This is a genomic window from Klebsiella sp. PK01, from assembly GCF_057624675.1.
In genome coordinates, this window is sequence record NZ_JBYEZM010000010.1 from 76,996 (window position 1) to 96,996 (window position 20,001).

Below are 20,001 nucleotides of genomic sequence, written 5' to 3' on the forward strand. Positions count from 1 at the left end.
CGCCATCGGAGACGCCACGCGATGAAAGCACAGTCCCCTTTGATTACCCTGCGCAATCTGGCCCAGGAGGCCGTCGAACAGGCGGCGCAGCGTCTGGGCCAGGCGCGCCAGGCGCAACAGGCCGCCGAGCAACAGCTGACGATGTTGCTTAACTATCAGGACGAGTACCGGCAAAAGCTCAACAGCACCCTTTCCGGCGGCATGGAAAGCTCTCGCTGGCAGAACTACCAGCAGTTTATCGCCACCCTCGAACAGGCCATCGAACAACAGCGCCAGCAGCTGCTGCAGTGGGGACAAAAGGTGGAGCACGCCGTGAAGCAGTGGCAGGACCATCAGCAGCGGCTGAACGCCTACGATACTCTGCACACGCGCGCGCAAAACGCCGAGCTGCAGTTGGAAAACAAACGCAATCAAAAATTGATGGATGAGTTCGCGCAACGCAGTACACAAAGGAATACCGCTTCATGAATCTCAATGCTTTGCCCGCCCTTAGCCTGCCCGGCGACGCCAGCGCCCTGCCGGATCTGGCGCTCGACGACGTTCAGCTGTCGTCTGCCTTCGCGCAACTGCTCGGCGCGCGCTTCACGCCCGCGCAAAGCGGCACGCTGCCGCCCGCGGCGCTGAGCGCCGATGATGAAAGCGCCCCGCCGCTAAGCCGTAACCAGCTTAACCAGCTGCTGGCGGCGCTCGGCGAACGCGGCGCGCTGCTGGTCAATGCGTTACCGCCATCGGCGGGAAACGCCGTCGACGCAACAGCGAAAAAAGAGGATAGCGGCCCGCATACGCCGCCGCTCAGCGAGGCGAAAACCTTAGATCCGGCGACGCTGCAGGCGCTGTACGCCATGCTGCCGGCGGCAATCGTCGCCCCGCCGCCGCAGACCGCGCTACCGCTGGCTCAACAACCAGCGCCCAGCGGCGATAAAACCGCGCTCCACATCGGCAATGCAGCTATTCAGCATGTCGCGAACCTGCCGGAAGGCGAAGCGGCGGCGAAGCCGCAGCCGGGCACGGATCCCCTTAGCGGGCAAAATCTGCCCTCCCCTGTCGCGCAGGCCGCGGCCACGCCGCAGCACGATATGGCCGAACGTCCGGCGGAGAATACTCCGGCGCAGCCAGCCGCCGTCGCTTTCGCCGCCGCCAGCCCCAGCCAGAGCGCCACGCCCGCCAGTGCGCTGGTAACCGCGCCGCCGACGCCGCAGCTTAATGCCCAGCTTGGTAGCCCGGAATGGCAGCAGGCGCTGAGCCAGCAGGTGCTGATGTTCCACCGCAATGGCCAGCAGAGCGCCGAACTGCGCCTGCATCCGCAGGAGCTGGGCGCGCTGCAGATCACTCTACAGCTCGACGATAAACAGGCGCAGCTGCATATCGCTTCCGCACACGGTCAGGTACGCGCTGCGGTCGAGGCGGCTATGCCGCAGCTACGTCACGCGCTGGCGGAGAGCGGAATCAACCTCGGTCAGAGCAGCGTTGGCGGCGAAGCGACGCCGCAATGGCAGCAGCAAAACGGCAACGGTGAAGGCCGCGCCAGCTACGCGGAACGCCACGGCGGCGGCAACGATGGCGCGCCGATTGAGCCAGTCAGCGCCCCGGCAGCCCTGCAGCGAATGGTCAGCCAGGTCAACGGCGTCGATATTTTCGCCTGAGGGGCGCTAAACGGCCAATCTGGCCCCCATTTGCCCGTTTATTCCGGCTATTGCCTCGCGCGTTAGCCGCGATAATACCTTTATATGTCATACGTGCGGCGCCGCCGCGCGTGATGCCCGTCAGCAACGCGGCGGGCGGAACAACAGGAATTTGATTTGGCTATGTCTCAAAACTCCCTTCCGGCAACCGCGCCCAAACGCCCCTTATTGATCATCCTGCTGACGATCGTGGCCGTGGCCGCCTGTGCTGCCGCAGGTTACAGCTGGTGGCTGCTGCAACAGCGCGACGGCGGCGCGCAAACCGCCATCGAAAAGGCAAAACCGCCCGCGCCGCCGGTATTTATGCCGCTGGATACCTTTACCGTCAATCTGGTGACCCCGGACAACGATCCGGACCGCGTACTGTATATCGGCCTGACGCTGCGCCTGCCGGATGAAGCAACCCGCCGCCAGCTTAATGATTTCCTGCCGGAGGTGCGTAGCCGTCTGCTGATGCTGCTTTCGCGTCAGGAGGCCGGTCACCTGGCGAATGAGCAGGGCAAGCAGCAGCTGGTCGCGCAGATCAAAGAGACGCTGAGCGCGCCGCTGGTTAAGGGACAACCGAAGCAGGTGGTCAGCGATGTGCTGTTCACCGCCTTCATACTGCGGTAATCACCATGGGCGATAGCATTCTTTCACAGGCAGAGATCGACGCCTTGCTCAACGGCGACAACACGGGCGACGAGCCCGAGACGGTTGTCGGCGGTAAAGAGAGCGAGGTTAAGCCTTACGATCCGAATACCCAGCGCCGCGTGGTGCGTGAACGCCTGCAGGCGCTGGAAATTATCAACGAGCGTTTTGCCCGGCAGTTCCGCATGGGATTGTTCAACCTGTTGCGCCGCAGCCCGGACATCACCGTCGGGCCGATTAAAATTCAGCCGTACCACGAGTTTGCCCGCAACCTGCCGGTGCCGACCAACCTTAATCTGGTACACCTGAACCCGCTGCGCGGCACGGCGCTGTTTGTCTTCGCGCCGAGCCTGGTGTTTATCGCCGTCGATAACCTGTTCGGCGGCGACGGGCGTTTCCCGACCAAGGTCGAAGGCCGAGAATTCACGCCCACCGAACAGCGGGTCATCAAACGCATGCTGCGCCTGGCGCTGGACGCCTACGGCGACGCATGGAGCGCAATCTATAAGATTGACGTCGAATACGTGCGTGCGGAGATGCAGGTCAAATTCACCAACATCACCACCTCGCCGAACGATATCGTGGTGACCACGCCGTTCCAGGTGGAGATTGGCGCGCTAAGCGGTGAATTTAATATCTGTATTCCTTTCGCCATGATTGAGCCGCTGCGTGAACTGCTGACCAATCCGCCGCTGGAGAATTCCCGCCAGGAAGATAGCCAGTGGCGCGAAACGTTGGTCAAGCAGGTGCAGCACTCCGAGCTGGAGCTGATTGCCAACTTCGTCGATATCCCGATGCGCTTGTCGAAAATTCTTAAGCTGCAGCCTGGCGACGTTTTACCGATAGATAAACCGGATCGCATTATCGCCCATGTCGACGGCGTGCCGGTGCTGACCAGCCAATATGGCACCTTAAACGGGCAGTACGCCCTTCGTGTTGAACACTTGATAAACCCTATTTTGAATGCTCTGAGTGAGGAACAGCCCAATGAGTGATCCTAAGCAACCGTCTGGCGCAGGAAAGGAATCCGTAGACGATCTGTGGGCTGATGCGCTTAATGAACAACAGTCGTCTGAGAAATCCAGCGCCACCACCGATGGGGTGTTCAAATCGCTGGAGGCCCAGGATGCGCTCGGCAGCCTGCAGGATATCGATCTGATCCTCGATATTCCGGTGAAGCTGACCGTTGAACTGGGGCGCACCAAAATGACGATTAAAGAGCTGCTGCGCCTGTCGCAGGGATCGGTTGTCGCGCTGGATGGCCTGGCGGGCGAACCGCTGGATATCCTGATCAACGGCTATCTGATAGCCCAGGGCGAAGTGGTGGTGGTGGCCGACAAATTCGGCGTGCGCATTACCGATATCATTACTCCGTCCGAACGTATGCGTCGGTTGAGCCGCTAATGACCGCCCCCGTTACCGTGCAGACCAGCCAACCGGTTACCGAAACGGCAATATCCGGCGGCTCGGCGCTCATGCAGGTAAGCAGCGCGCTCGGCGCGATTCTGCTCCTGATCCTACTGGCCGGTTGGTTGTTCCGCCGTCTCGGCTTTGCGCCGCAGGCGCGCAACGGCCGGTTGCTTAACCTGCGCGCCAGCTGCCAGGTTGGCCAACGCGAGCGCGTGGTGGTGGTAGAAGTCGATAATACCCTGCTGGTGCTGGGCGTCACCGCCCAGCAGATCACCCCGCTTCATCAGTTCCCGGCGCCGCCGCGTGATGAAGATAACACGGCGGTCACGCCTGCTAACGACTTCCGCCAGCTGATGCAAAACGTCCTCAAACGCCCGGAAAAATAGCCATGTTCCCTACTCTGTTCGCTTGCCTTCGCCGTCGGGCGCCGTGGCTCGCCGCCGCGTTACTGCTGCTGAGCCCTGCCGCCTTCGCACAGCTGCCGGGGCTTATCAGTCAGCCGCTGGCTAACGGCGGCCAGAGCTGGTCGCTGCCGGTGCAGACGCTGGTGCTGTTGACCTCGCTGACCTTCCTGCCGGCGATGCTGCTGATGATGACCAGTTTTACCCGCATTATCATCGTACTGGGTCTGCTGCGTAACGCGCTGGGCACGCCTTCCGCGCCGCCGAACCAGGTGATGCTCGGGCTGGCGCTGTTCCTGACCTTCTTTATCATGTCGCCGGTGTTCGACAAGGTCTATCAGGAGGCGTACCTGCCCTTTAGTCAGGACAAAATCGGCCTTGATGCGGCGCTGGATAAAGGCGCGCAGCCGCTGCGCGAATTTATGCTGCGCCAGACCCGCGAAAGCGACCTGGCGCTGTACGCTCGTCTGGCCAACCAGCCGCCGCTGGCCGGGCCGGAGGCGGTACCGATGCGTATTCTGCTGCCCGCCTACGTCACCAGCGAACTGAAAACCGCTTTCCAGATTGGTTTTACGGTGTTTATTCCGTTCCTGATTATCGATCTCGTGGTCGCCAGCGTGCTGATGGCGCTGGGGATGATGATGGTGCCGCCGGCGACGATCTCGCTGCCGTTTAAGCTAATGCTGTTTGTGCTGGTGGATGGCTGGCAGCTGCTGCTCGGCTCGCTGGCGCAGAGCTTCTATTCCTGAACCGCCGGAGAACAATCATGACGCCAGAATCCGTGATGGCCATTGGCACCGAAGCGATGAAGGTCGCCCTGGCGCTGGCCGCCCCGCTGCTGCTGGCGGCGCTAATCAGCGGGCTGGTGGTCAGCCTGCTGCAGGCCGCCACCCAGATTAACGAGATGACCCTGTCGTTTATCCCCAAAATTCTCGCGGTAGTGGCGACGATTATTATCGCCGGGCCGTGGATGCTGAACCTGCTGCTGGACTATATGCGCACGTTATTCAGCAACCTGCCTAATATTATCGGCTAGCCGTGATCCCCTTTGACAGCGCCCAGCTTAGCGAATGGCTCAGCCAGTATTTCTGGCCGCTGCTGCGTATTCTGGCCCTCATCAGCACCGCGCCGGTACTGAGTGAAAAGCAGATAAGCAAAAAGGTGAAAATCGGCCTCGGCGGCCTGATTGCGATACTGATCGCCCCAACGCTGCCCGTCAACGCGATCCCCATTATCTCTGCTGCCGGTTTATGGCTGGCGATTCAGCAGATCCTGATCGGCGCGGCGCTGGGGCTGACGATGCAGCTGGCTTTCGCCGCGGTACGCATCGCCGGCGAAGTCATCGGCATGCAGATGGGGCTATCGTTCGCCACCTTCTTCGACCCCAGCGGCGGCCCCAATATGCCGGTGCTGGCGCGGCTGCTGAACCTGCTGGCAATGCTGCTGTTTTTAAGCTTTGACGGCCACCTGTGGCTTATCTCGCTGCTGGCCGACAGCTTCCATACCCTGCCGATCCAGAGCCAGCCGCTAAACGGCAACGGTTTCCTGGCGCTCGCCCAACTGGGTTCGTTAATCTTTATCAACGGCATGATGCTGGCGTTACCGCTGATTTGTCTGTTGCTCACGCTCAATATCGCTTTGGGTCTGCTCAACCGCATGACGCCGCAGCTGTCGGTATTCGTGATCGGTTTCCCGGTGACCATGACCTTTGGCATTATGACCCTCGGCATGATGATGCCGATGCTGGCCCCCTTCTGCGAACACCTGTTTGGCGAAATGTTCGATCGCCTGGCGGCCGTTATCGGCGGTATGACGTTTTAACCCTGCCGTTATTTCCTTCTTTTTCGCCGGACAAAATGGCAATAAAAAACGTTTACTGGGATAAAAGCCTGGAAAAACGTTTTTATTGCTACTAAGGTCCGAATGTTCATAGCGGCTTGAATTAAAAAATAGCCACCCTACAATAAAGCCTGAATTTAATTGTTAGTGAATTTTATTTTTTTATAAAATTAAAACCTCGGGAAACGCAGAATATTTTCCTGCGTGGGTTTAGTGCATCTTTAATAAAATAAGGAGCGACATCATGATTAAGGCGAAAGGTAACCGTATAGCGCGGCGTGTATTAGGCCTGCCCCACTGGGAAAGTAACCGATTTAAAATCGTGCTGGCCGACACCGCCGCTGGCGGAAAATGGAAAGTGGTGAAGAAAAAGAAATAATCCTGACTAGCAATTGTTCTTTGCGCAACATAATTCCAAATTGCACAGTGCCGTAGCCCCGGTAAGCGCTCGCGCCACCGGGGATTTCGAGGCCACCAACACCGGCAGTTTCAGTTCTCAATGGTACGAGTCGTAGACCGTAGGCCGGATAAGGCGCAGCCGCCATCCGGCGCGAAAGTAGCTCTTTACCCGCGGTTATTGCCCGGCGGCGCTACGCTTGCGCGGGCCTACAGATCACATGCCGTGGTAGATACTGTTATCGGTTTGCAACTTTTTTAATGGTTTTTCCCGGACGCGGCGCGTTGCGCCTACTCCGGGCTACCAAATCGCAAAGCGCAGTAGCCCCGGTAAGCGGCAGCGCCACCGGGGGATTTTGAGGCCAACAACACCGGCAGTTTCAGTTCGCAATGGTACGTTCCGTAGGTCGGGTAAGGCGCTAGCCGCCACCCGACAAAAAAGTACCGCGGGTAGATGCTGTGAATATTTCCCACCCTACGTAACTCAAACTTATTCAATGACGATTAATATGCTAAGCTTTTCATTACGGAAAGAATGCGCTCTTCTCCGCGAAGCCCTATTGCATTTATCAAAGCTCTATCAATTTTATCGCTGACAAGAAAATAAAGCATTTCCATATTATTGTTATAGAGTGCCAAATATAACTGAGGCGATATATCCCTGAGTTTTCTTGCAGAAATCGCTGCCGTCTGAACCTTTCCATAAAGACATTGCCTGAATTCCCTTTTCATGATAAAAACACGAGGTGTAATTAGCACCATATCATGAGGAATGAATTATGAAAAAATGGATTTTTATTATTTTTTCTTTCATCCTATCATTTATCATCCTGGTTACCCTGATGTTTGAATTAGCGTTTCGCCTATTAAAGGCTGATGAAGTTATCAACTTTATGGAAAAATCAGTTTTTATCGATTCGTTTAATTCATGGTTTATCTTTTTGGTTATATTATCATTCATAGGTGCTATCATTATCAGCAGCATGGTATTTTTAAAGATTAAAAAGGTGATGTAATGCCCTGTTTATCTCCTTTTTTTAAAGAAATACTTAACGACCTTAAAGTTTATGTCATTATCATTTCTCTTTTTACATTTTATTACTTTGCAATTCCAGGATGCTGGTTTCTATGCAGTATAGTTACAATAATAATTTATGGTATTATTAAAATAGTTATAGCGTCAAAAAAAAGTAATAAAGGTGCTATTAAATAGTGATGTTACTTTTGGTCGCATTCACTGGTAGCCTGCTCAGAATAATAACTTACCGCATCTTACCCTGACTTATAAATAAAATCACACAGCATGACGCAGCGCCCGTATTCCCTTTCCAGTCTGACGGCGCAGCAACGCCAGCAGCGTCGACACTTCCGAATAACCCACGTCAGCGGTAATCGTCTCAATATCTTTCCCCTCGGCAAGCAGCTGCTTTACTCGTTCGACCCGCAATTGCTGGAAAAAAGCCAACGGTGATTTCCCCAGCGCGGCCTCCATTCTGCGCTGTAAGGTGCGTGGATGCACGTTAAGCGCGCCGGCAGCCGCCTGCAGGGAAAATCCCTGTGCCAGATGCGCTCGCGACCAGTGCGCAAAGCGGTTGATCAGGTCATCGGCATACTGAGGATAACCTGCCGGCAGGCGTGAAACCTGAGGATGGCGGATATCAGCCGCCATCGCTTTTGCCAGCAAATCCGCAAGCGGCGGGCTGCTCTGGCGAATCAGCCACAGCGCCAGCTCCACATGGCCCATCATTGCGCCGGGAAGGATCGGCGCAGCCGCATTGAGCCATGACGCAGCGGCGGTCTGCTCATTGAGCAAACGGCTATCCGCCAGGATGAAGGTATTTAAACAGGCGGCGGCAATTTTAACGCCGCGCTTCGCCATGTTTTGCAAAAACCGCTTAGCGTCAGCAATATCGTGCCAGCCATCCGGTGGCGATTGTCGTGCGTGAACGTTGATCGCCGGCACCACAATCCAGTCGGGATAATCCAAACCCGATGCCTGATGAGCAGGAATACTCAACCCATGGGCTGATTTAACCTGCCCGGTCACGGCAATCATTTGCACCTCAAAGCGAGAAATATTCATGCTCTGGCGTCGCGCCATATCATTGGCCGCGGCGAACGTATCCAGCAACGTCGCTAAGCCGGTGTCGAAAACGCCATCCAGAGTCAGAATATTTATCTTCATGTCGTTAATGGTATTGAAATTGTCATTTTTGCATATGGTTCTATTTTAACCTTAGCCATAGACTTTCCTCTATCGTTATTAATTACCAGAGTCAATTGCCATGAAAAATAATCCTGAACTGATTATCCTTGCGTTAATTTGTCTGCTAACGGTTATGATGTGGATCCCCTATATTATTGCCCGAGCCGCGCGCGTTAACGTCGCGCCCGCGGCGGGAAACGGCCATTCGCCATCAACCGGGCTGGCGCCCTGGGCGCAGCGTGCGCAAAAGGCGCACGCCAACGCGGTAGAAAACCTCGTTATTTTTGCCCCACTGGTGGTGGTCGCCGCGTTGCTTAACGTCAATAACGCCATAACGTTAATTGCGGCTAAAGTTTATTTGCTCGCGCGCATTGTCCATTATATTGCGCATACCGCCGGGATCCCCGTTATCCGAACGCTCGCCTTTCAGACCGGTTTTGTCGCGACGGTTACCATAGCGATAGTTATTTTAAGTTCGGTTCTTTGAGGTTAAAAACTCCCGGCATTCGCTGCCAACGCCAGGCTTTGTAGCGCCGTCTTAAGCCATTTGGTTGCTCCTCGCTGCCCGCCGCGTTTATGGGAATAGATCTTCACGGTGAACGGGCTTATGGCGAACGGCAAAGGAAAAATCGCGATCGGGGCGGCATGAAGGAACTTCTCTGCGGCATAACGAGGAATCGCCATTAACAGATCGCTTTGCGCCACAATAAACGGCGCGCTGAGCATCGAAGGGGTTTTGAGCGCTATCTGCCGCGTATAGCCTAATTCCTGCAGGCGTAAATCCAACACTCCCTGCTTTTCATTCCACGGCGTGACCACCAGATGCCGCGCGGCGAGATAATCCGCCAGCGTCAGCGCCGTGCGACGGGTATTGCTGATAACCACGTACTCATCCTCAAACCAGTCAATTTCCTCCAGTTCATGATGACGGATATCTTCAGCGGTGCTGAAGCCCAGCGCCAGATCCACCTCTCCCGCCAGCAGCTCCGTCAGTGCCGGGCTATGCGGCAAATAACGGAGTTCAAAACGCAATCCCGGCGCTTCATGCTGCAGCTTTTGCATCAGCGCAGGGAAAATGCATAACGCGGTGAAATCGGTAATAGCTATCTGGATCCGCTCGGTGCTGTCGGCGGCAATAAACTCTGGCTGTCGCGTGAGTTCCTGATTAAGCAATTTCAATACTGAAGCGATGGAGGGCGCGAGCTGAGTGGCATAGACGCTCGGGCACATCCGATGTCCTTCGCGAAAAAACAACGGATCGTTCAGCGCCACGCGCAGCCGCGACAGCGCGTGGCTCAACGCGGAGGTACTCATCGCCAGCTCATCGGCGGCAAGACGAACGGAACAGTGGCGATAGATAGCATCAAAAACGAGCAGCAGATTGAGATCGAGGCGTCTGAGCGCCGGATGCATAATATTCATCATTGGGTGATTTCATTGCACTTAATTCTTCTGACAATACCCCCTATGCTTAGCGTCATCAATATCGTTAACGTGTGAAAACGACAGGAAAACTAATGAGTATTACGATTAGACAGGCCCGTGCGGATGACGCTTCCGCCATCTACAACATGATTTATGAACTGGCGGTGTACGAAAAAGCCCCGCAGGAAGTGGTCACCACCCCCGAAGAGATCCGCGAAACCCTGTTTGGCGACGACAGTAAAACCGAAGCGCTGATCTGTGAAATTGACGGTAAAACGGCGGGCTATGCCGTGTTCTTCACCAGCTATTCAACCTGGCTCGGACGCAACGGTATTTATATGGAAGATTTGTATATCTCACCGGACTATCGCGGCCAGGGCGCGGGTCGAGCGCTGCTAAAAACCATTGCCCGGTATGCGGTTGCGCGCCGCTGCGGACGCCTTGAGTGGAGCGTGCTGGACTGGAACCAGCCGGCCATTGATTTTTACCTCAGTATTGGCGCCGCGGCGCAAAGCGAATGGGTCCGCTATCGCCTCGATGGCGAAGCGCTGGTTAATTTTGCGGAGCAATAACATTGCTCACAGCATCACTCAGCTTGCTCTTTGCAAAAAGCACAGCAGCCCCGAAAGAGCGGAGCTGCTGGAAGACAAGTTAGTACGCTGTTTCAGTCTGCGATGAATCCTGCACTACCTGTAGAATATTGGCCGCGGCGGCGGTACCCATTTTGACGTAAGAGGCGTCGCTTACGCCGCCAACGTGCGGAGATAGAATGACATTTTCGACCCGCTCCCAGATGTGCGGCGTGGTGAGTGGTTCGCTGTTAAAGCTATCGAGCGCCGCCCAGCGCAACGCCCCTCCTTTTAGTGCCGCTGCCAGCGCTGCATCGTCGATTAATCCGCCCCGCGCGGTATTGACCAGGATGGCGCCGGGTTTACACTGTGCCAGGGTAACGGCATTTATCATTCCCCGATTTTGCTGCGTTAAGGGACAATGAAGGGAGACAACATCAGCCTGCGTGAGAAGGTGTTTGAGTACATCAACACGTTCGCATCCGGGAGGAACCGTGGTGGCATACGGATCGTAAGCCAGCACCTTCATACCGAAGGCGACGGCAATTTTCGCCACGCGGCTGCCAATCGCGCCCAGACCAATCAGCCCCAGCGTTTTGCTCTCCAGTTCGAGCGATTTATGCGTCGATTTATCCCAGTGCCCTTCGCGCAGGCGGCGGTCAAGCGGAATGATTGACTTGGCGCAGGCCAGAATTAATGCCCAGGCGTGTTCTGAAACCGCCGCGGCGTTAGCGCCTGTCGCCGCGCGAACCATGATGCCGCGCGCCGCCGCCGCTTCGACGTCAATGACATCAATGCCGCTGCCATGCTTGGAAATGACCTTCAACGCCGGAGCGGCATCCATCACAGATGCCGTAATCTTGCCATAGCGCACTAATATAGCGACCGGATTATGCTGCTGACATAATGCTATCAATTGGTTTTCTGTTGGTTGGCGGCCAGCAAATACGAGTTCATAATCTTCCAGCATGCCGAGCGCCGCTTCAGCCAAATCGCTGCCGGTTACCAGTACGACTTTTTTATCGCTCATGGCAATGCCTCCCCTTCGCTCAGCATACCCGCCTGACGCAACGCGTTCTCCAGCCAGTGCGGGCGAAGATCGCCGTCGTGGATGGCCGACAGACGTTTGACTTCCCCTTCCAGTTTACCTTTCGCCAACTCAATGATGGTGCGTACTTCATCGCGGGGGATAACCACCACGCCGTCAATATCCCCTACCACCAGGTCACCCGCCTGCACCGCGGCGCCCGCGACCGAGATAGCATGATTGACCCGGCCGGGAATGAACTTGGTGGGACCACACGGATTAAGACCGGCAGCGAAAACAGGAAAGTTTTGTTTACTTAAGGTTTCAGCATCGCGAACTGCGCCGTCAATGATGATACCTGCGATGCCGCTGGCCTGCGCCTGCGTGGCCATGATCTCACCGAGTAAAGCGCAGGAGAGATCGCCTTTGCCGTCTATCACCAGCACATCGCCAGGTTTAGCGACGGCCATCGCAGCGTGAATCGCCAGGTTATCTCCCGGGCGGACCTCTACGGTAATCGCCGGGCCGGCCACAGCCATATGTGGCGCCAGTGGCTTGATACGGCCATGTAATGTGCCGCGGCGTCCGGCCACGTCAGCGAGAATCGCCGCCTGATATTCAGCAGCCTGACGGACCTCCTCCGCGCTAACGCGCTCAATATCCACATTTATTAATTTCTGTTGTGATGCAGGCATGGTTAGTCTCCATTTGTTTTACTATGTACAACACAGATGTACTATATAAAACAACTATACGAGCATTGCTTCTCTTTTCGCCAGCGCTGAGAGCGTGTTTGTGATGTAAACACGATGTTAATCACAAAATTCAGGTACAATTTTGTTCGGCCAAAAGGAGAAAATGATGGGGAATGAAGGCGTAATTGCCGTTGAAAAGGCGCTCGCTTTACTGGATTGCTTCCGTCCCGGTAATGACAGCCTGACGTTAACTGAGCTGGCCCAGCTTTCGGGATACCACAAAACCACCGTTTATCGCTTAATGAATTCGCTTGAGCGTATGAGCTACATTATCCGGCATGACGATGGCACCTATACGCTCGGCCACCGTCTGCTCTATCTCGGCAAGCTTTATGAGCAATCATTTCAGCTTGCGAGAATTGTACAGCCGGAATTGCAGGCGCTGTCTCAGGCCTCCAGTGAGAGCGCGAGCTGGTATGTGATAGAGGGCGGCCAACGACTGTGTCTGTTCCGCGCCGAAGCTTCAGAGGGATTACGCCATAGCAACCTGCCCGGCAGCCAGTTCCCACTGGATGGTTCCGCGATCAGCAAAGTTTTACGTCATTGGGGACTGGGTGAGGCGCTGCCGGAAGACGAAGAAACGCTGCCGTTCTATACCTCTGGCGCGCGCGATCCGCACACCTCCGCCTTCGCGATGCCGGTTTTTGGCGTCCACGATAACCCCATCGCGGCACTGGCGCTGACAGGACCGTCATCGCGTCTGACTGCGGACCGCAAAGAGAGCGGCCTCAGCCAGCTAATGCGCGAGACGGCCAACCGCCTGTCGATCAAGTTAGGGGCCAGTAAATCCTTCTGCGAAACGTTTTACGGTATACAAGAATAACGTATGTTGAAAAGGCGGGAACAATCCCGCCTGTGCTTATTAATGGGTGACCGGTTTTTCCTGACCGGCAGGCTGCGAGTAACGGCGTCCCATGATCAGCACCGCGATGCCGCCTGCCAGGCACAAGCCAGCCAGCGGTAGCATCGCCAGCGTATGGCTTCCTGTCTGTTCGCTAATCACACCATAGGCATTCACCATCACCACTCCGCCAATCAGGTTGGCTATCGCGCCGATTGCCGCCAGCCCCGCAGCGGCTGACGTGCTGCTCATCCAGCCTGAAGCCAGCGCCCAGAATGGCCCCTTCGCCGAATAAGCGCCAATTAATATGGTACTGAGAATAACAATGGTAATCGGCAGCGACAGATTGATGAACGCCGCGAACACGCCAGCCGCAATCATAAAGAGGGTGAGAGCCGTGTGCCAGCGGCGTTCATTGGTGCGATCCGAACTCCGCCCCCAGACAATCATCAGCACCGAGGCCAGACCATAGGGGATAGCATTGAGCAGCCCGGTAGTCAGGTTATCAAGATGGAAAGACTTCAGTAGCTGTGGAGACCAGACGCTAAGCGTGGTGCCAGCAGACGACGCGCCCGCGTATATCAGCGCCATCAGCCAGATTTGGCGATGCTTTAACAGTTGCCATGTGCTGATGTGACCGATCTGTTTCTGCTGTTGGCGCTCTGCCTGAAGCGTATTTTCCAGCCACGCTTTCTGCCGCTCGTTCAACCAGCCAGCCTGATGTGGGCGGTCACGCAGGATAAAAAATGCGGCTATCCCCAGCAGCACCGCAGGCAGCCCCTCAATGATGAATAACAGATGCCAGCCGCGTAACCCGAACCAGCCATCCAGCGTCAGGATCAACCCTGAAAGCGGTGAACCGATAAAGTTAGCCAGTGGAATGGCCACCATAAAAGAGGCAATAATGCGCGCACGGTAACGCGAAGGGATCCACCAGGTAAGATAGAGCACCACGCCCGGGAAAAAGCCCGCTTCCGCCGCTCCCAGCAGAAAACGCACGATATAAAGGGTGGTTGTATTTTGCACCAGCGCCATGCACATCGATACCACGCCCCAACTGATCATTATCCGCGGGAGCCACAATCGCGCGCCCACCTTCTGCATCGCCAGGTTGCTGGGAACTTCAAATATAAAGTAGGCGACAAAATACAAGCTGCTGGCGAAGCCAAAAGCCGCCTTGCTCAAGCCCAGATCCTCATTCATCTGTAGCGCCGCCATACCAATATTGCCCCGGTCAATAATCGAGACCAGGTAGCTGACAATCAAAAAGGGCAGGATGCGCCAGATAACCCGCCGCATGGTCTCTTTTTCCAGCGCGTCGTTGTCGATAGCGCTATTCGGTAATTGATCGGTCATTGTTTCCTCGCAGGGTTTCATTATGTTTATCAGGAAAACGATGTAGAGATGAAATACGTTACTTCAGCTTGATGCCCCTGGTTTCCGGCGCTCGCCACACCACCAGCATCGCCGCAAGGAAGGCGACCACGGTCGTCGCCAGTCCCGCGGTGAAACCGCCGGCGTTGGCGACGGCGCCAATCAGTAGCGGCGCGATAAATCCGCCCAGCCGGCCGCCATTGTAGGCAAGCCCCATCAGGAAACCGCGCGATGACGTGTCTCCAATGATTTCTGCAAGGAAGGGTCCCGATCCCGCAAAAATACCATTAACACCAAAACCGGCCATGAAAATCGCCACCATCAGAATGAAGGGTTGCGTGGTCACAAGGTAAAGCGCGACGGCAATGGCGCCCGTTAACAGATAAATCAGGAACATCGGACGGCGTCCCCATTTATCCGCCAGCACCGAAAACACCAGAAAACCCGCGATGGCCCCAGCCTGCAGCGCAAGTACAAATTTCAGACTGTGCAGAAAATCCAGGTGTTTTACTTCTCGCAGATAGGTGGGTGTCCAGGTAAATACGCCCCAGAACAGATACTGAATAAAAAAGATAAAGACAAAGGCCAGCAGCAGACCTCTCAGATTGTGTTTACCCAGCTTTGCGACAGGTTGACTACTCGTCGCCTTCGCCTGTTGACGAGCAAGCCAAACCTGCGATTCCGGCGTGAACCAGGCCACCACGCTCATAATGAACACCGGCAGCGCACCGATCATAAACAGATAGCGCCATGCGCCCTGCTCCAGGCCGCCATTAACCGAGCTCACGATTGCCGTCAGGCTGATGGACAGAATTGCGCCAACGGGCAACCCCATTTGCATCAGCGCCCCGCCGCGCGCGCGCCGCTCTGGCCGCCAGGTTTCCGCAATCAGCGCCGCGCCCGATGTCCACATTCCGCCCATACCCAGCGCGCCGCAAAAACGTAAAAGCGCGAAATGTTGTTGATCGTGCGTAAAGGCTAACAGGCCGGAAAAGAGTGAATAGATGGCGATACAGGTCAGCGCCGTTTTTACACGGCCAATTTTGTCGGCGATAAAACCAAACAGGATCCCGCCAATAATCTGCCCCCCGGCCGTGACGCTGATAAACAGCCCAAGCTCGGTTTTATTAATACCGAACACCACGCCCAGTACCGGCAATAGCAGCGAAAGCAGGAAGGAGTCGTAGCTTTCAAATGTCCAGCCAAGGCCGCCCAACGCCAGCGTCCGCCTCTCAGCAACGCGTTGTGGCAATGTGTCAGGCGTCGATTTAGTCGCAGTAAATTGATTCAGCTCGCTTTTACTGGTCATTGATATTCTCCACAGAGGTTAACCGATAACAGGTTGCGGCAGTGCGCCAGAACAACTGCGCCTGTTCGCCAGGCGACATCTGTTGCGCCAGGCGTTTGCAGGCGTTCCAGAAAACGCCGTAGCTGAACATGCCTTTATCGACCGGAAAGTTGCTGGCGAACATGCAGCGTTCCGCACCGAAAAGCGAAACGATGGTCTCAAACCACGGTTGCCAGGCCTGTGCCAGCATTTGCGAATCCGGTGGTGTTTCTGCCGCTGCGAAGGGAAATCCCCTGACCGTCATACCAAATCCGCTAATTTTTACGCATACGTTCGGTAGTTCCGCCAGATGTCGCATACTGTTTCGCCACTGCTGAAACATGTCTGGATCCCTTTCTGAATAGGGTCCAACGCCGACTGGCCCGCCACAGTGATCGAGCACAATCTGAAGCGTTGGTATGTGCCGCGCCAGCTCGGCAATTTCATCCAGTTGCGTGTGGTAAACCCACACATCAAGCGACAATCCATTTTTCGCAAGGCAGAGAGCGCCCCGACGGAACGGGTCGCTCAGCGCCAGTCCTGCCGGTGGCGTAACCGGGCTGGACGTGACCCGCGGATCCGGATGCCAGGCCAGTGGATTACGCATTCCGCGCAACCGCCCGCCTGATAAAGCCAGCGCGCTCTCGATGGCAGGCTGCATCGCATCGCCCGCCAGCAAGCTAAGGCCGCCGATGATGGCTTCACATCCGAGAGCGTTTGCATAATGTCCGCTGGCGAACATCGCGGCTATCCCGCTGGCAAACTCGATTTCACCAAGCGGTTTCAGCGTTTCCGGCCCGTGGCGGCGTAGCATAGAGCGGCATTGCACGTAGACCGATGAGTAAACGCGATGCCCTGAGGTCTGGATATCGTCGCTGAACTCATGGGTGAGATAGCGTCCGGTTTGCCTATCCCAGAGATGATGATGCGCATCAATGATGGGCAGCTCGGGTTGTAGTGGCGCCTCACGATGTAACGCAAGCCACTCGTTTCTGACCGCAAGATGCGGTGCGGTAACGATCTCCATGAACACCTCGCTTTTGTTGCACCATGTACAACCGTGTTTTATTTTACAAAACTAATATAACGAGGCTGTCGCGTTTTTATCCAGTTAACGATTGGTTTAAATGATGTAAATAAGAGGTGAATCACAGATGTTTAAAGTCGGTAAAGAAGGAGAACGTTGAGAAAAAACAAAAACAAATTAAATTTCAATAAGTTATAAAATAACGCCACCCGTCGCAGCCAGATATCTGGCAAACCTTACGTCTGCCAGACCCGCTCACGTTGTCCATTTACCGATGACTATTCGATGAGTAAAGCGTTATATCGCTCTTGGGCTTTTCAGCTTCCAGACCAGCGCCATGCCGCAGATCATCGCCACCGCCGCCAGTAATGCCAGTGACGAAAGACCAAACCTTGCCGATACCAGGCCGCCGACAAGCGCGCCAGTGCCGATGGCAGCATTGAAAATAGCGACATATAAGGCGGATGCGGGCTGCGTCGCCTCTCCTGCGCTTTGTAGCAGCCAGGTTTGCAAGCCAACGAACACGATAGCCATGCCCGCGCCCCATATGCCGAGCAATACCGCGGTGAACCAAAGAGGAAGCGAGGACAGGCTCTTCATCCCCAGCATCCCCAGCGCGCCTGCGCTGAGCAGCAGTGATGTCATAATCAGCAACCTGATATGTCGATCGATGAGTTTGCCGGCGATGATATTTCCCAGCAGCCCGGAAAGTCCTGACATCAGCAGCAGCGCGGAAATCGCCGATGTCGGTATACCTCGGGTTTGCGTGAGCAACGGCTCAAGATAGGTGAAAGCTGCAAAATGCGCGGAAATAACGCAGGCTGTAGCGCCGAACAATGAAAGCAGTAGCGGATTCTTAACTATCCCAACGTAAACCTTCAGCCCTAACGGCTGCGGAGCCGCCAGCGTGGGAAGCGTCCAGAGCAAAGCCACGGCGGTGGCTAGTGAGAGCAGTGAAATCGCGCTGAATGCCTGTCGCCAGCCGACCATGTCGGCAATAAAGCTCGATAGCGGCACGCCCAACACGCTGGCCGCCGAAACACCGGCGAAAATCACCGAGGTGGCCAGCCCCAGTTTATCAACCGGTACCAGTTGTACCGCCACGGTGCCTATTAGCGCCCAGAATGCGCCATGCGCCAGCGCCCCTGTCATCCGCGCCGTCATAAATGTCTGCATAGTGTGCGACTGGGTCGCCGCCAGACAAGAAAATGCGAGGATTAACATCAACACAATCAACAACGCCTTACGTGAAATCCGGGCGGGGATCGCGCCGGCCAGTAAGGCGGCCAGCGCGGCTACCCAGCCATAAGCGGTGACGGCAAGACCCGCTCCCGCCTGCGACTGATGCAAATCGTTTGCCAGCGCGCTGAGCATACCGACCGGCGCCAGTTCGCTGGTCACAATCGAAAATGCGCTGACGCCCAGCGCAGCTACGGCGAGCCATGCGCGCATTGGCGTTGGGTTGGCCTGTAAAACAAGGTCGTTCATGTCTTCTGTATCCCGGTGAAAATGGCTGAAAAGGAGTTGGCTTGCCTGATACGCGAGAGTTTCCGCGTCGTTGCTTATTGCCTTCTCTTGAGGTGCAGTGCAGTATCATTCCAGGAGAAGTGATAAAACAGCCATGAAAACGGAGAGCCGTTTTCCAAAAATGGAAAATAATGAAAGCAGATTTTAACTGGGACGATACGCGGATTTTTCTGGCTGTGGCCCGCTCAGGTACGCTAAGCGGCGCGGCAGAAACTATGGATATGGGCATCGCAACCCTGTCAAGAAGACTCGACCGGCTGGAAAAATCATTGGCCGTCCCCCTTTTCAGCCGGCATCAAAGCGGCTACCGGCTAACGGATGATGGCGAGGCGCTGCTGGCGCGAGCAGAGGCGCTCGAGCATGCAGGGCTCGCTTTTGGCGAGACGGCGAGGCTGCAGGGGAATGTTGCCGGGCTGGTCCGGCTGGCTACCTCGGACAATCTGGCGGCGCATTTTATTCTGCCTTCACTCAACGGCTTGATGGAAAAATATCCCGACCTGCGGGTCGAGGTGCTCAGCGGCGTGCAATCCGTCAACCTGCATCGACGGGATGCCGATTTAGCCATTCGAATGGTCAAACCGGAAAGCGGCAACCTGACGCTGAAGCGTCTCGGGAAGGTGGGGTTTGGTCTGTACAGCGCCGATACCGGACAAGCAGGCTCTACCGACGTCGCGTTCAATCACGCTCACTACATAGGCTGGCCAGAATCACACCAGCATCTGCCCGCCGCGCGCTGGATAACTCGGACGCTTCGCGGCAGGCCGTGCCGGGTGGAAGCCAACACGCTGCTGGCGCAGCTGTCGGCGGTTTCAGCCGGCCTGGGGTTGGGCGTGTTGCCACACTTTATGGCGCGGAAAAATGGCCTGCAGTGCGTGAATGCGGATATCGGCGTCGACCAAACCCTATGGCTGGTGATGCATTCCGATTTAGCCCACTCGCGGCGCGTCAGAGTGGTGGCCGATCATTTAATTGCCCTGTTTGATGAGATTAAAGATCAGCTGACATCACCATAACTCTGTAAGCGCTCGCTGCCAGATACAGCCCGATGCCGTAGGCCAGGTGCGCCACCAGGCTCAGCGAACGCGCCAGCCACGGTCGGGGAGTCCGTGAGGCCGCGACGCCAAAACCAAATGCGGGCTGCAGGATCAAGAACGGCGCGAATAAGGTTACGACCCCTGACAGCAGCGCTGTCGCCAGAGTGGGGGCATAAAACCAATCGGCGCCGCTCAACACAAGCGGCACCGCCGCAAAAGCGATACCGATCAGATAATGGCATAACCAGCCGATAAAACGCTCACCCTCTAGCGGAGGGGTTGCGGCGATGGTGTTATGCCGCACTTTCCCCCGCCAAAGCCATAACGCCCAGCGACCGACCAGCGCATAGTTCAGCGGCGCAATCTTGAGTATATGCTTCTGAAAGAGCGACCATAAATCCATGACTAACGTGGCGCCGAGGCCCGTCAGCAAAATTTGCACAGCAACAATCATCTTCAATTTATTCTTCCTTTTTATGAGCCAATGCTACTCTGTTGACCAGTGTGCAACTTAAAGTGAGGTTTAAGTCA

The 20,001-nt window shown here is 55.8% G+C and carries 24 protein-coding genes; 15 read left to right on the top strand and 9 right to left on the bottom strand.

Going from position 1 to position 20,001, the window contains the following annotated elements:
* The first annotated feature begins 21 nt into the window (after positions 1 to 21).
* The 11 genes from fliJ to AC22LX_RS23140 all read left to right on the top strand — a co-directional run bounded on the left by fliJ (position 22) and on the right by AC22LX_RS23140 (position 7,374).
* Positions 22 to 468 carry a flagellar export protein FliJ gene (gene fliJ, locus AC22LX_RS23090; protein WP_045397390.1) on the top strand — a complete coding sequence of 149 codons (447 nt, stop codon included), beginning with the start codon at positions 22 to 24 and terminating at the stop codon, positions 466 to 468.
* Complete coding sequence (locus AC22LX_RS23095; RefSeq protein WP_049061464.1) at positions 465 to 1,643, top strand: flagellar hook-length control protein FliK; 1,179 nt, start codon at positions 465 to 467, stop codon at positions 1,641 to 1,643. Before fliJ ends, AC22LX_RS23095 begins: the two co-directional genes overlap by 4 nt.
* 162 nt (positions 1,644 to 1,805) lie before the next feature.
* Positions 1,806 to 2,294 carry a flagellar basal body-associated protein FliL gene (gene fliL / locus AC22LX_RS23100; RefSeq protein WP_045397383.1) on the top strand — a complete coding sequence of 163 codons (489 nt, stop codon included), beginning with the start codon at positions 1,806 to 1,808 and terminating at the stop codon, positions 2,292 to 2,294.
* A 5-nt stretch (positions 2,295 to 2,299) separates the two neighbouring features.
* Positions 2,300 to 3,307: a flagellar motor switch protein FliM gene (fliM, locus tag AC22LX_RS23105; protein WP_015367298.1), complete on the top strand. Its 1,008-nt coding sequence runs from the start codon at positions 2,300 to 2,302 to the stop codon at positions 3,305 to 3,307.
* Complete coding sequence (gene fliN / locus AC22LX_RS23110; protein ID WP_015367299.1) at positions 3,300 to 3,716, top strand: flagellar motor switch protein FliN; 417 nt, start codon at positions 3,300 to 3,302, stop codon at positions 3,714 to 3,716. The genes fliM and fliN overlap by 8 nt, the downstream gene beginning before the upstream one ends.
* Positions 3,716 to 4,108, top strand: a complete 393-nt coding sequence (gene fliO, locus AC22LX_RS23115) for a flagellar biosynthetic protein FliO (RefSeq protein WP_049061465.1) — start codon at positions 3,716 to 3,718, stop codon at positions 4,106 to 4,108. The genes fliN and fliO overlap by 1 nt, the downstream gene beginning before the upstream one ends.
* A 2-nt stretch (positions 4,109 to 4,110) precedes the next feature.
* Positions 4,111 to 4,872, top strand: a complete 762-nt coding sequence (gene fliP / locus AC22LX_RS23120) for a flagellar type III secretion system pore protein FliP (protein ID WP_045397378.1) — start codon at positions 4,111 to 4,113, stop codon at positions 4,870 to 4,872.
* A 17-nt stretch (positions 4,873 to 4,889) separates the two neighbouring features.
* Entirely contained in the window at positions 4,890 to 5,159 is a 270-nt protein-coding gene (gene fliQ / locus AC22LX_RS23125) for a flagellar biosynthesis protein FliQ (RefSeq protein ID WP_015367302.1), read from the top strand.
* A 2-nt stretch (positions 5,160 to 5,161) separates the two neighbouring features.
* Positions 5,162 to 5,944, top strand: coding sequence for a flagellar biosynthetic protein FliR (gene fliR / locus AC22LX_RS23130; protein WP_047050586.1), 783 nt, complete (start codon positions 5,162 to 5,164; stop codon positions 5,942 to 5,944).
* A 262-nt stretch (positions 5,945 to 6,206) separates the two neighbouring features.
* Positions 6,207 to 6,341 (top strand): stationary-phase-induced ribosome-associated protein, encoded by a 135-nt coding sequence (sra, locus tag AC22LX_RS23135; protein ID WP_072251507.1) that lies wholly within the window; start codon positions 6,207 to 6,209, stop codon positions 6,339 to 6,341.
* A 796-nt stretch (positions 6,342 to 7,137) separates the two neighbouring features.
* On the top strand, positions 7,138 to 7,374 hold the full coding sequence (locus tag AC22LX_RS23140) for a hypothetical protein (RefSeq protein ID WP_045397890.1): 237 nt from the start codon (positions 7,138 to 7,140) through the stop codon (positions 7,372 to 7,374).
* Between the two features lie 278 nt (positions 7,375 to 7,652).
* Here AC22LX_RS23140 and AC22LX_RS23145 read toward each other — a convergent pair whose 3' ends face one another.
* Positions 7,653 to 8,543 carry a helix-turn-helix domain-containing protein gene (locus AC22LX_RS23145; protein WP_045397887.1) on the bottom strand — a complete coding sequence of 297 codons (891 nt, stop codon included), beginning with the start codon at positions 8,541 to 8,543 and terminating at the stop codon, positions 7,653 to 7,655.
* A 100-nt stretch (positions 8,544 to 8,643) separates the two neighbouring features.
* Here AC22LX_RS23145 and AC22LX_RS23150 point away from each other — a divergent pair, with 100 nt between their 5' ends.
* Positions 8,644 to 9,051, top strand: a complete 408-nt coding sequence (locus AC22LX_RS23150; RefSeq protein WP_045397884.1) for an MAPEG family protein — start codon at positions 8,644 to 8,646, stop codon at positions 9,049 to 9,051.
* Positions 9,052 to 9,053: 2 nt separating this feature from the next.
* On the opposite strand, the gene AC22LX_RS23155 is transcribed toward AC22LX_RS23150, so the two are convergent.
* Positions 9,054 to 9,989 carry a LysR family transcriptional regulator gene (locus AC22LX_RS23155; protein ID WP_049059365.1) on the bottom strand — a complete coding sequence of 312 codons (936 nt, stop codon included), beginning with the start codon at positions 9,987 to 9,989 and terminating at the stop codon, positions 9,054 to 9,056.
* A gap of 92 nt (positions 9,990 to 10,081) precedes the next feature.
* On the opposite strand from AC22LX_RS23155, the gene AC22LX_RS23160 reads away from it, so the two are divergent.
* Positions 10,082 to 10,561 carry a GNAT family N-acetyltransferase gene (locus tag AC22LX_RS23160; protein WP_045397879.1) on the top strand — a complete coding sequence of 160 codons (480 nt, stop codon included), beginning with the start codon at positions 10,082 to 10,084 and terminating at the stop codon, positions 10,559 to 10,561.
* Positions 10,562 to 10,640: 79 nt separating this feature from the next.
* Here AC22LX_RS23160 and AC22LX_RS23165 read toward each other — a convergent pair whose 3' ends face one another.
* Positions 10,641 to 11,588, bottom strand: a complete 948-nt coding sequence (locus tag AC22LX_RS23165) for a hydroxyacid dehydrogenase (RefSeq protein WP_487334235.1) — start codon at positions 11,586 to 11,588, stop codon at positions 10,641 to 10,643.
* Positions 11,585 to 12,280: an RraA family protein gene (locus tag AC22LX_RS23170; RefSeq protein WP_045397876.1), complete on the bottom strand. Its 696-nt coding sequence runs from the start codon at positions 12,278 to 12,280 to the stop codon at positions 11,585 to 11,587. Before AC22LX_RS23170 ends, AC22LX_RS23165 begins: the two co-directional genes overlap by 4 nt.
* A 166-nt stretch (positions 12,281 to 12,446) precedes the next feature.
* Between AC22LX_RS23170 and AC22LX_RS23175 the strand changes: the two genes are divergently transcribed.
* Positions 12,447 to 13,163, top strand: a complete 717-nt coding sequence (locus AC22LX_RS23175; RefSeq protein ID WP_045397874.1) for an IclR family transcriptional regulator — start codon at positions 12,447 to 12,449, stop codon at positions 13,161 to 13,163.
* A 39-nt stretch (positions 13,164 to 13,202) separates the two neighbouring features.
* On the opposite strand, the gene AC22LX_RS23180 is transcribed toward AC22LX_RS23175, so the two are convergent.
* The 4 genes from AC22LX_RS23180 to AC22LX_RS23195 form a co-directional block, all read right to left on the bottom strand.
* Positions 13,203 to 14,537, bottom strand: a complete 1,335-nt coding sequence (locus AC22LX_RS23180) for an MFS transporter (RefSeq protein ID WP_045397871.1) — start codon at positions 14,535 to 14,537, stop codon at positions 13,203 to 13,205.
* 58 nt (positions 14,538 to 14,595) lie between these two features.
* Positions 14,596 to 15,864, bottom strand: coding sequence for an MFS transporter (locus AC22LX_RS23185; RefSeq protein ID WP_045397868.1), 1,269 nt, complete (start codon positions 15,862 to 15,864; stop codon positions 14,596 to 14,598).
* Positions 15,854 to 16,909 carry an amidohydrolase family protein gene (locus tag AC22LX_RS23190; protein ID WP_045397865.1) on the bottom strand — a complete coding sequence of 352 codons (1,056 nt, stop codon included), beginning with the start codon at positions 16,907 to 16,909 and terminating at the stop codon, positions 15,854 to 15,856. Before AC22LX_RS23190 ends, AC22LX_RS23185 begins: the two co-directional genes overlap by 11 nt.
* A gap of 297 nt (positions 16,910 to 17,206) precedes the next feature.
* On the bottom strand, positions 17,207 to 18,397 hold the full coding sequence (locus tag AC22LX_RS23195; protein WP_213292647.1) for an MFS transporter: 1,191 nt from the start codon (positions 18,395 to 18,397) through the stop codon (positions 17,207 to 17,209).
* A 170-nt stretch (positions 18,398 to 18,567) separates the two neighbouring features.
* Between AC22LX_RS23195 and AC22LX_RS23200 the strand changes: the two genes are divergently transcribed.
* Positions 18,568 to 19,449, top strand: a complete 882-nt coding sequence (locus AC22LX_RS23200) for a LysR family transcriptional regulator (RefSeq protein ID WP_045397858.1) — start codon at positions 18,568 to 18,570, stop codon at positions 19,447 to 19,449.
* Here the strand turns inward: AC22LX_RS23200 and AC22LX_RS23205 are convergent.
* A complete protein-coding gene (locus tag AC22LX_RS23205) occupies positions 19,424 to 19,924 on the bottom strand; it encodes a DUF2938 domain-containing protein (RefSeq protein WP_045397855.1) in 501 nt (166 codons plus the stop codon). The genes AC22LX_RS23200 and AC22LX_RS23205 overlap by 26 nt on opposite strands.
* Positions 19,925 to 20,001: the final 77 nt, after the last annotated feature.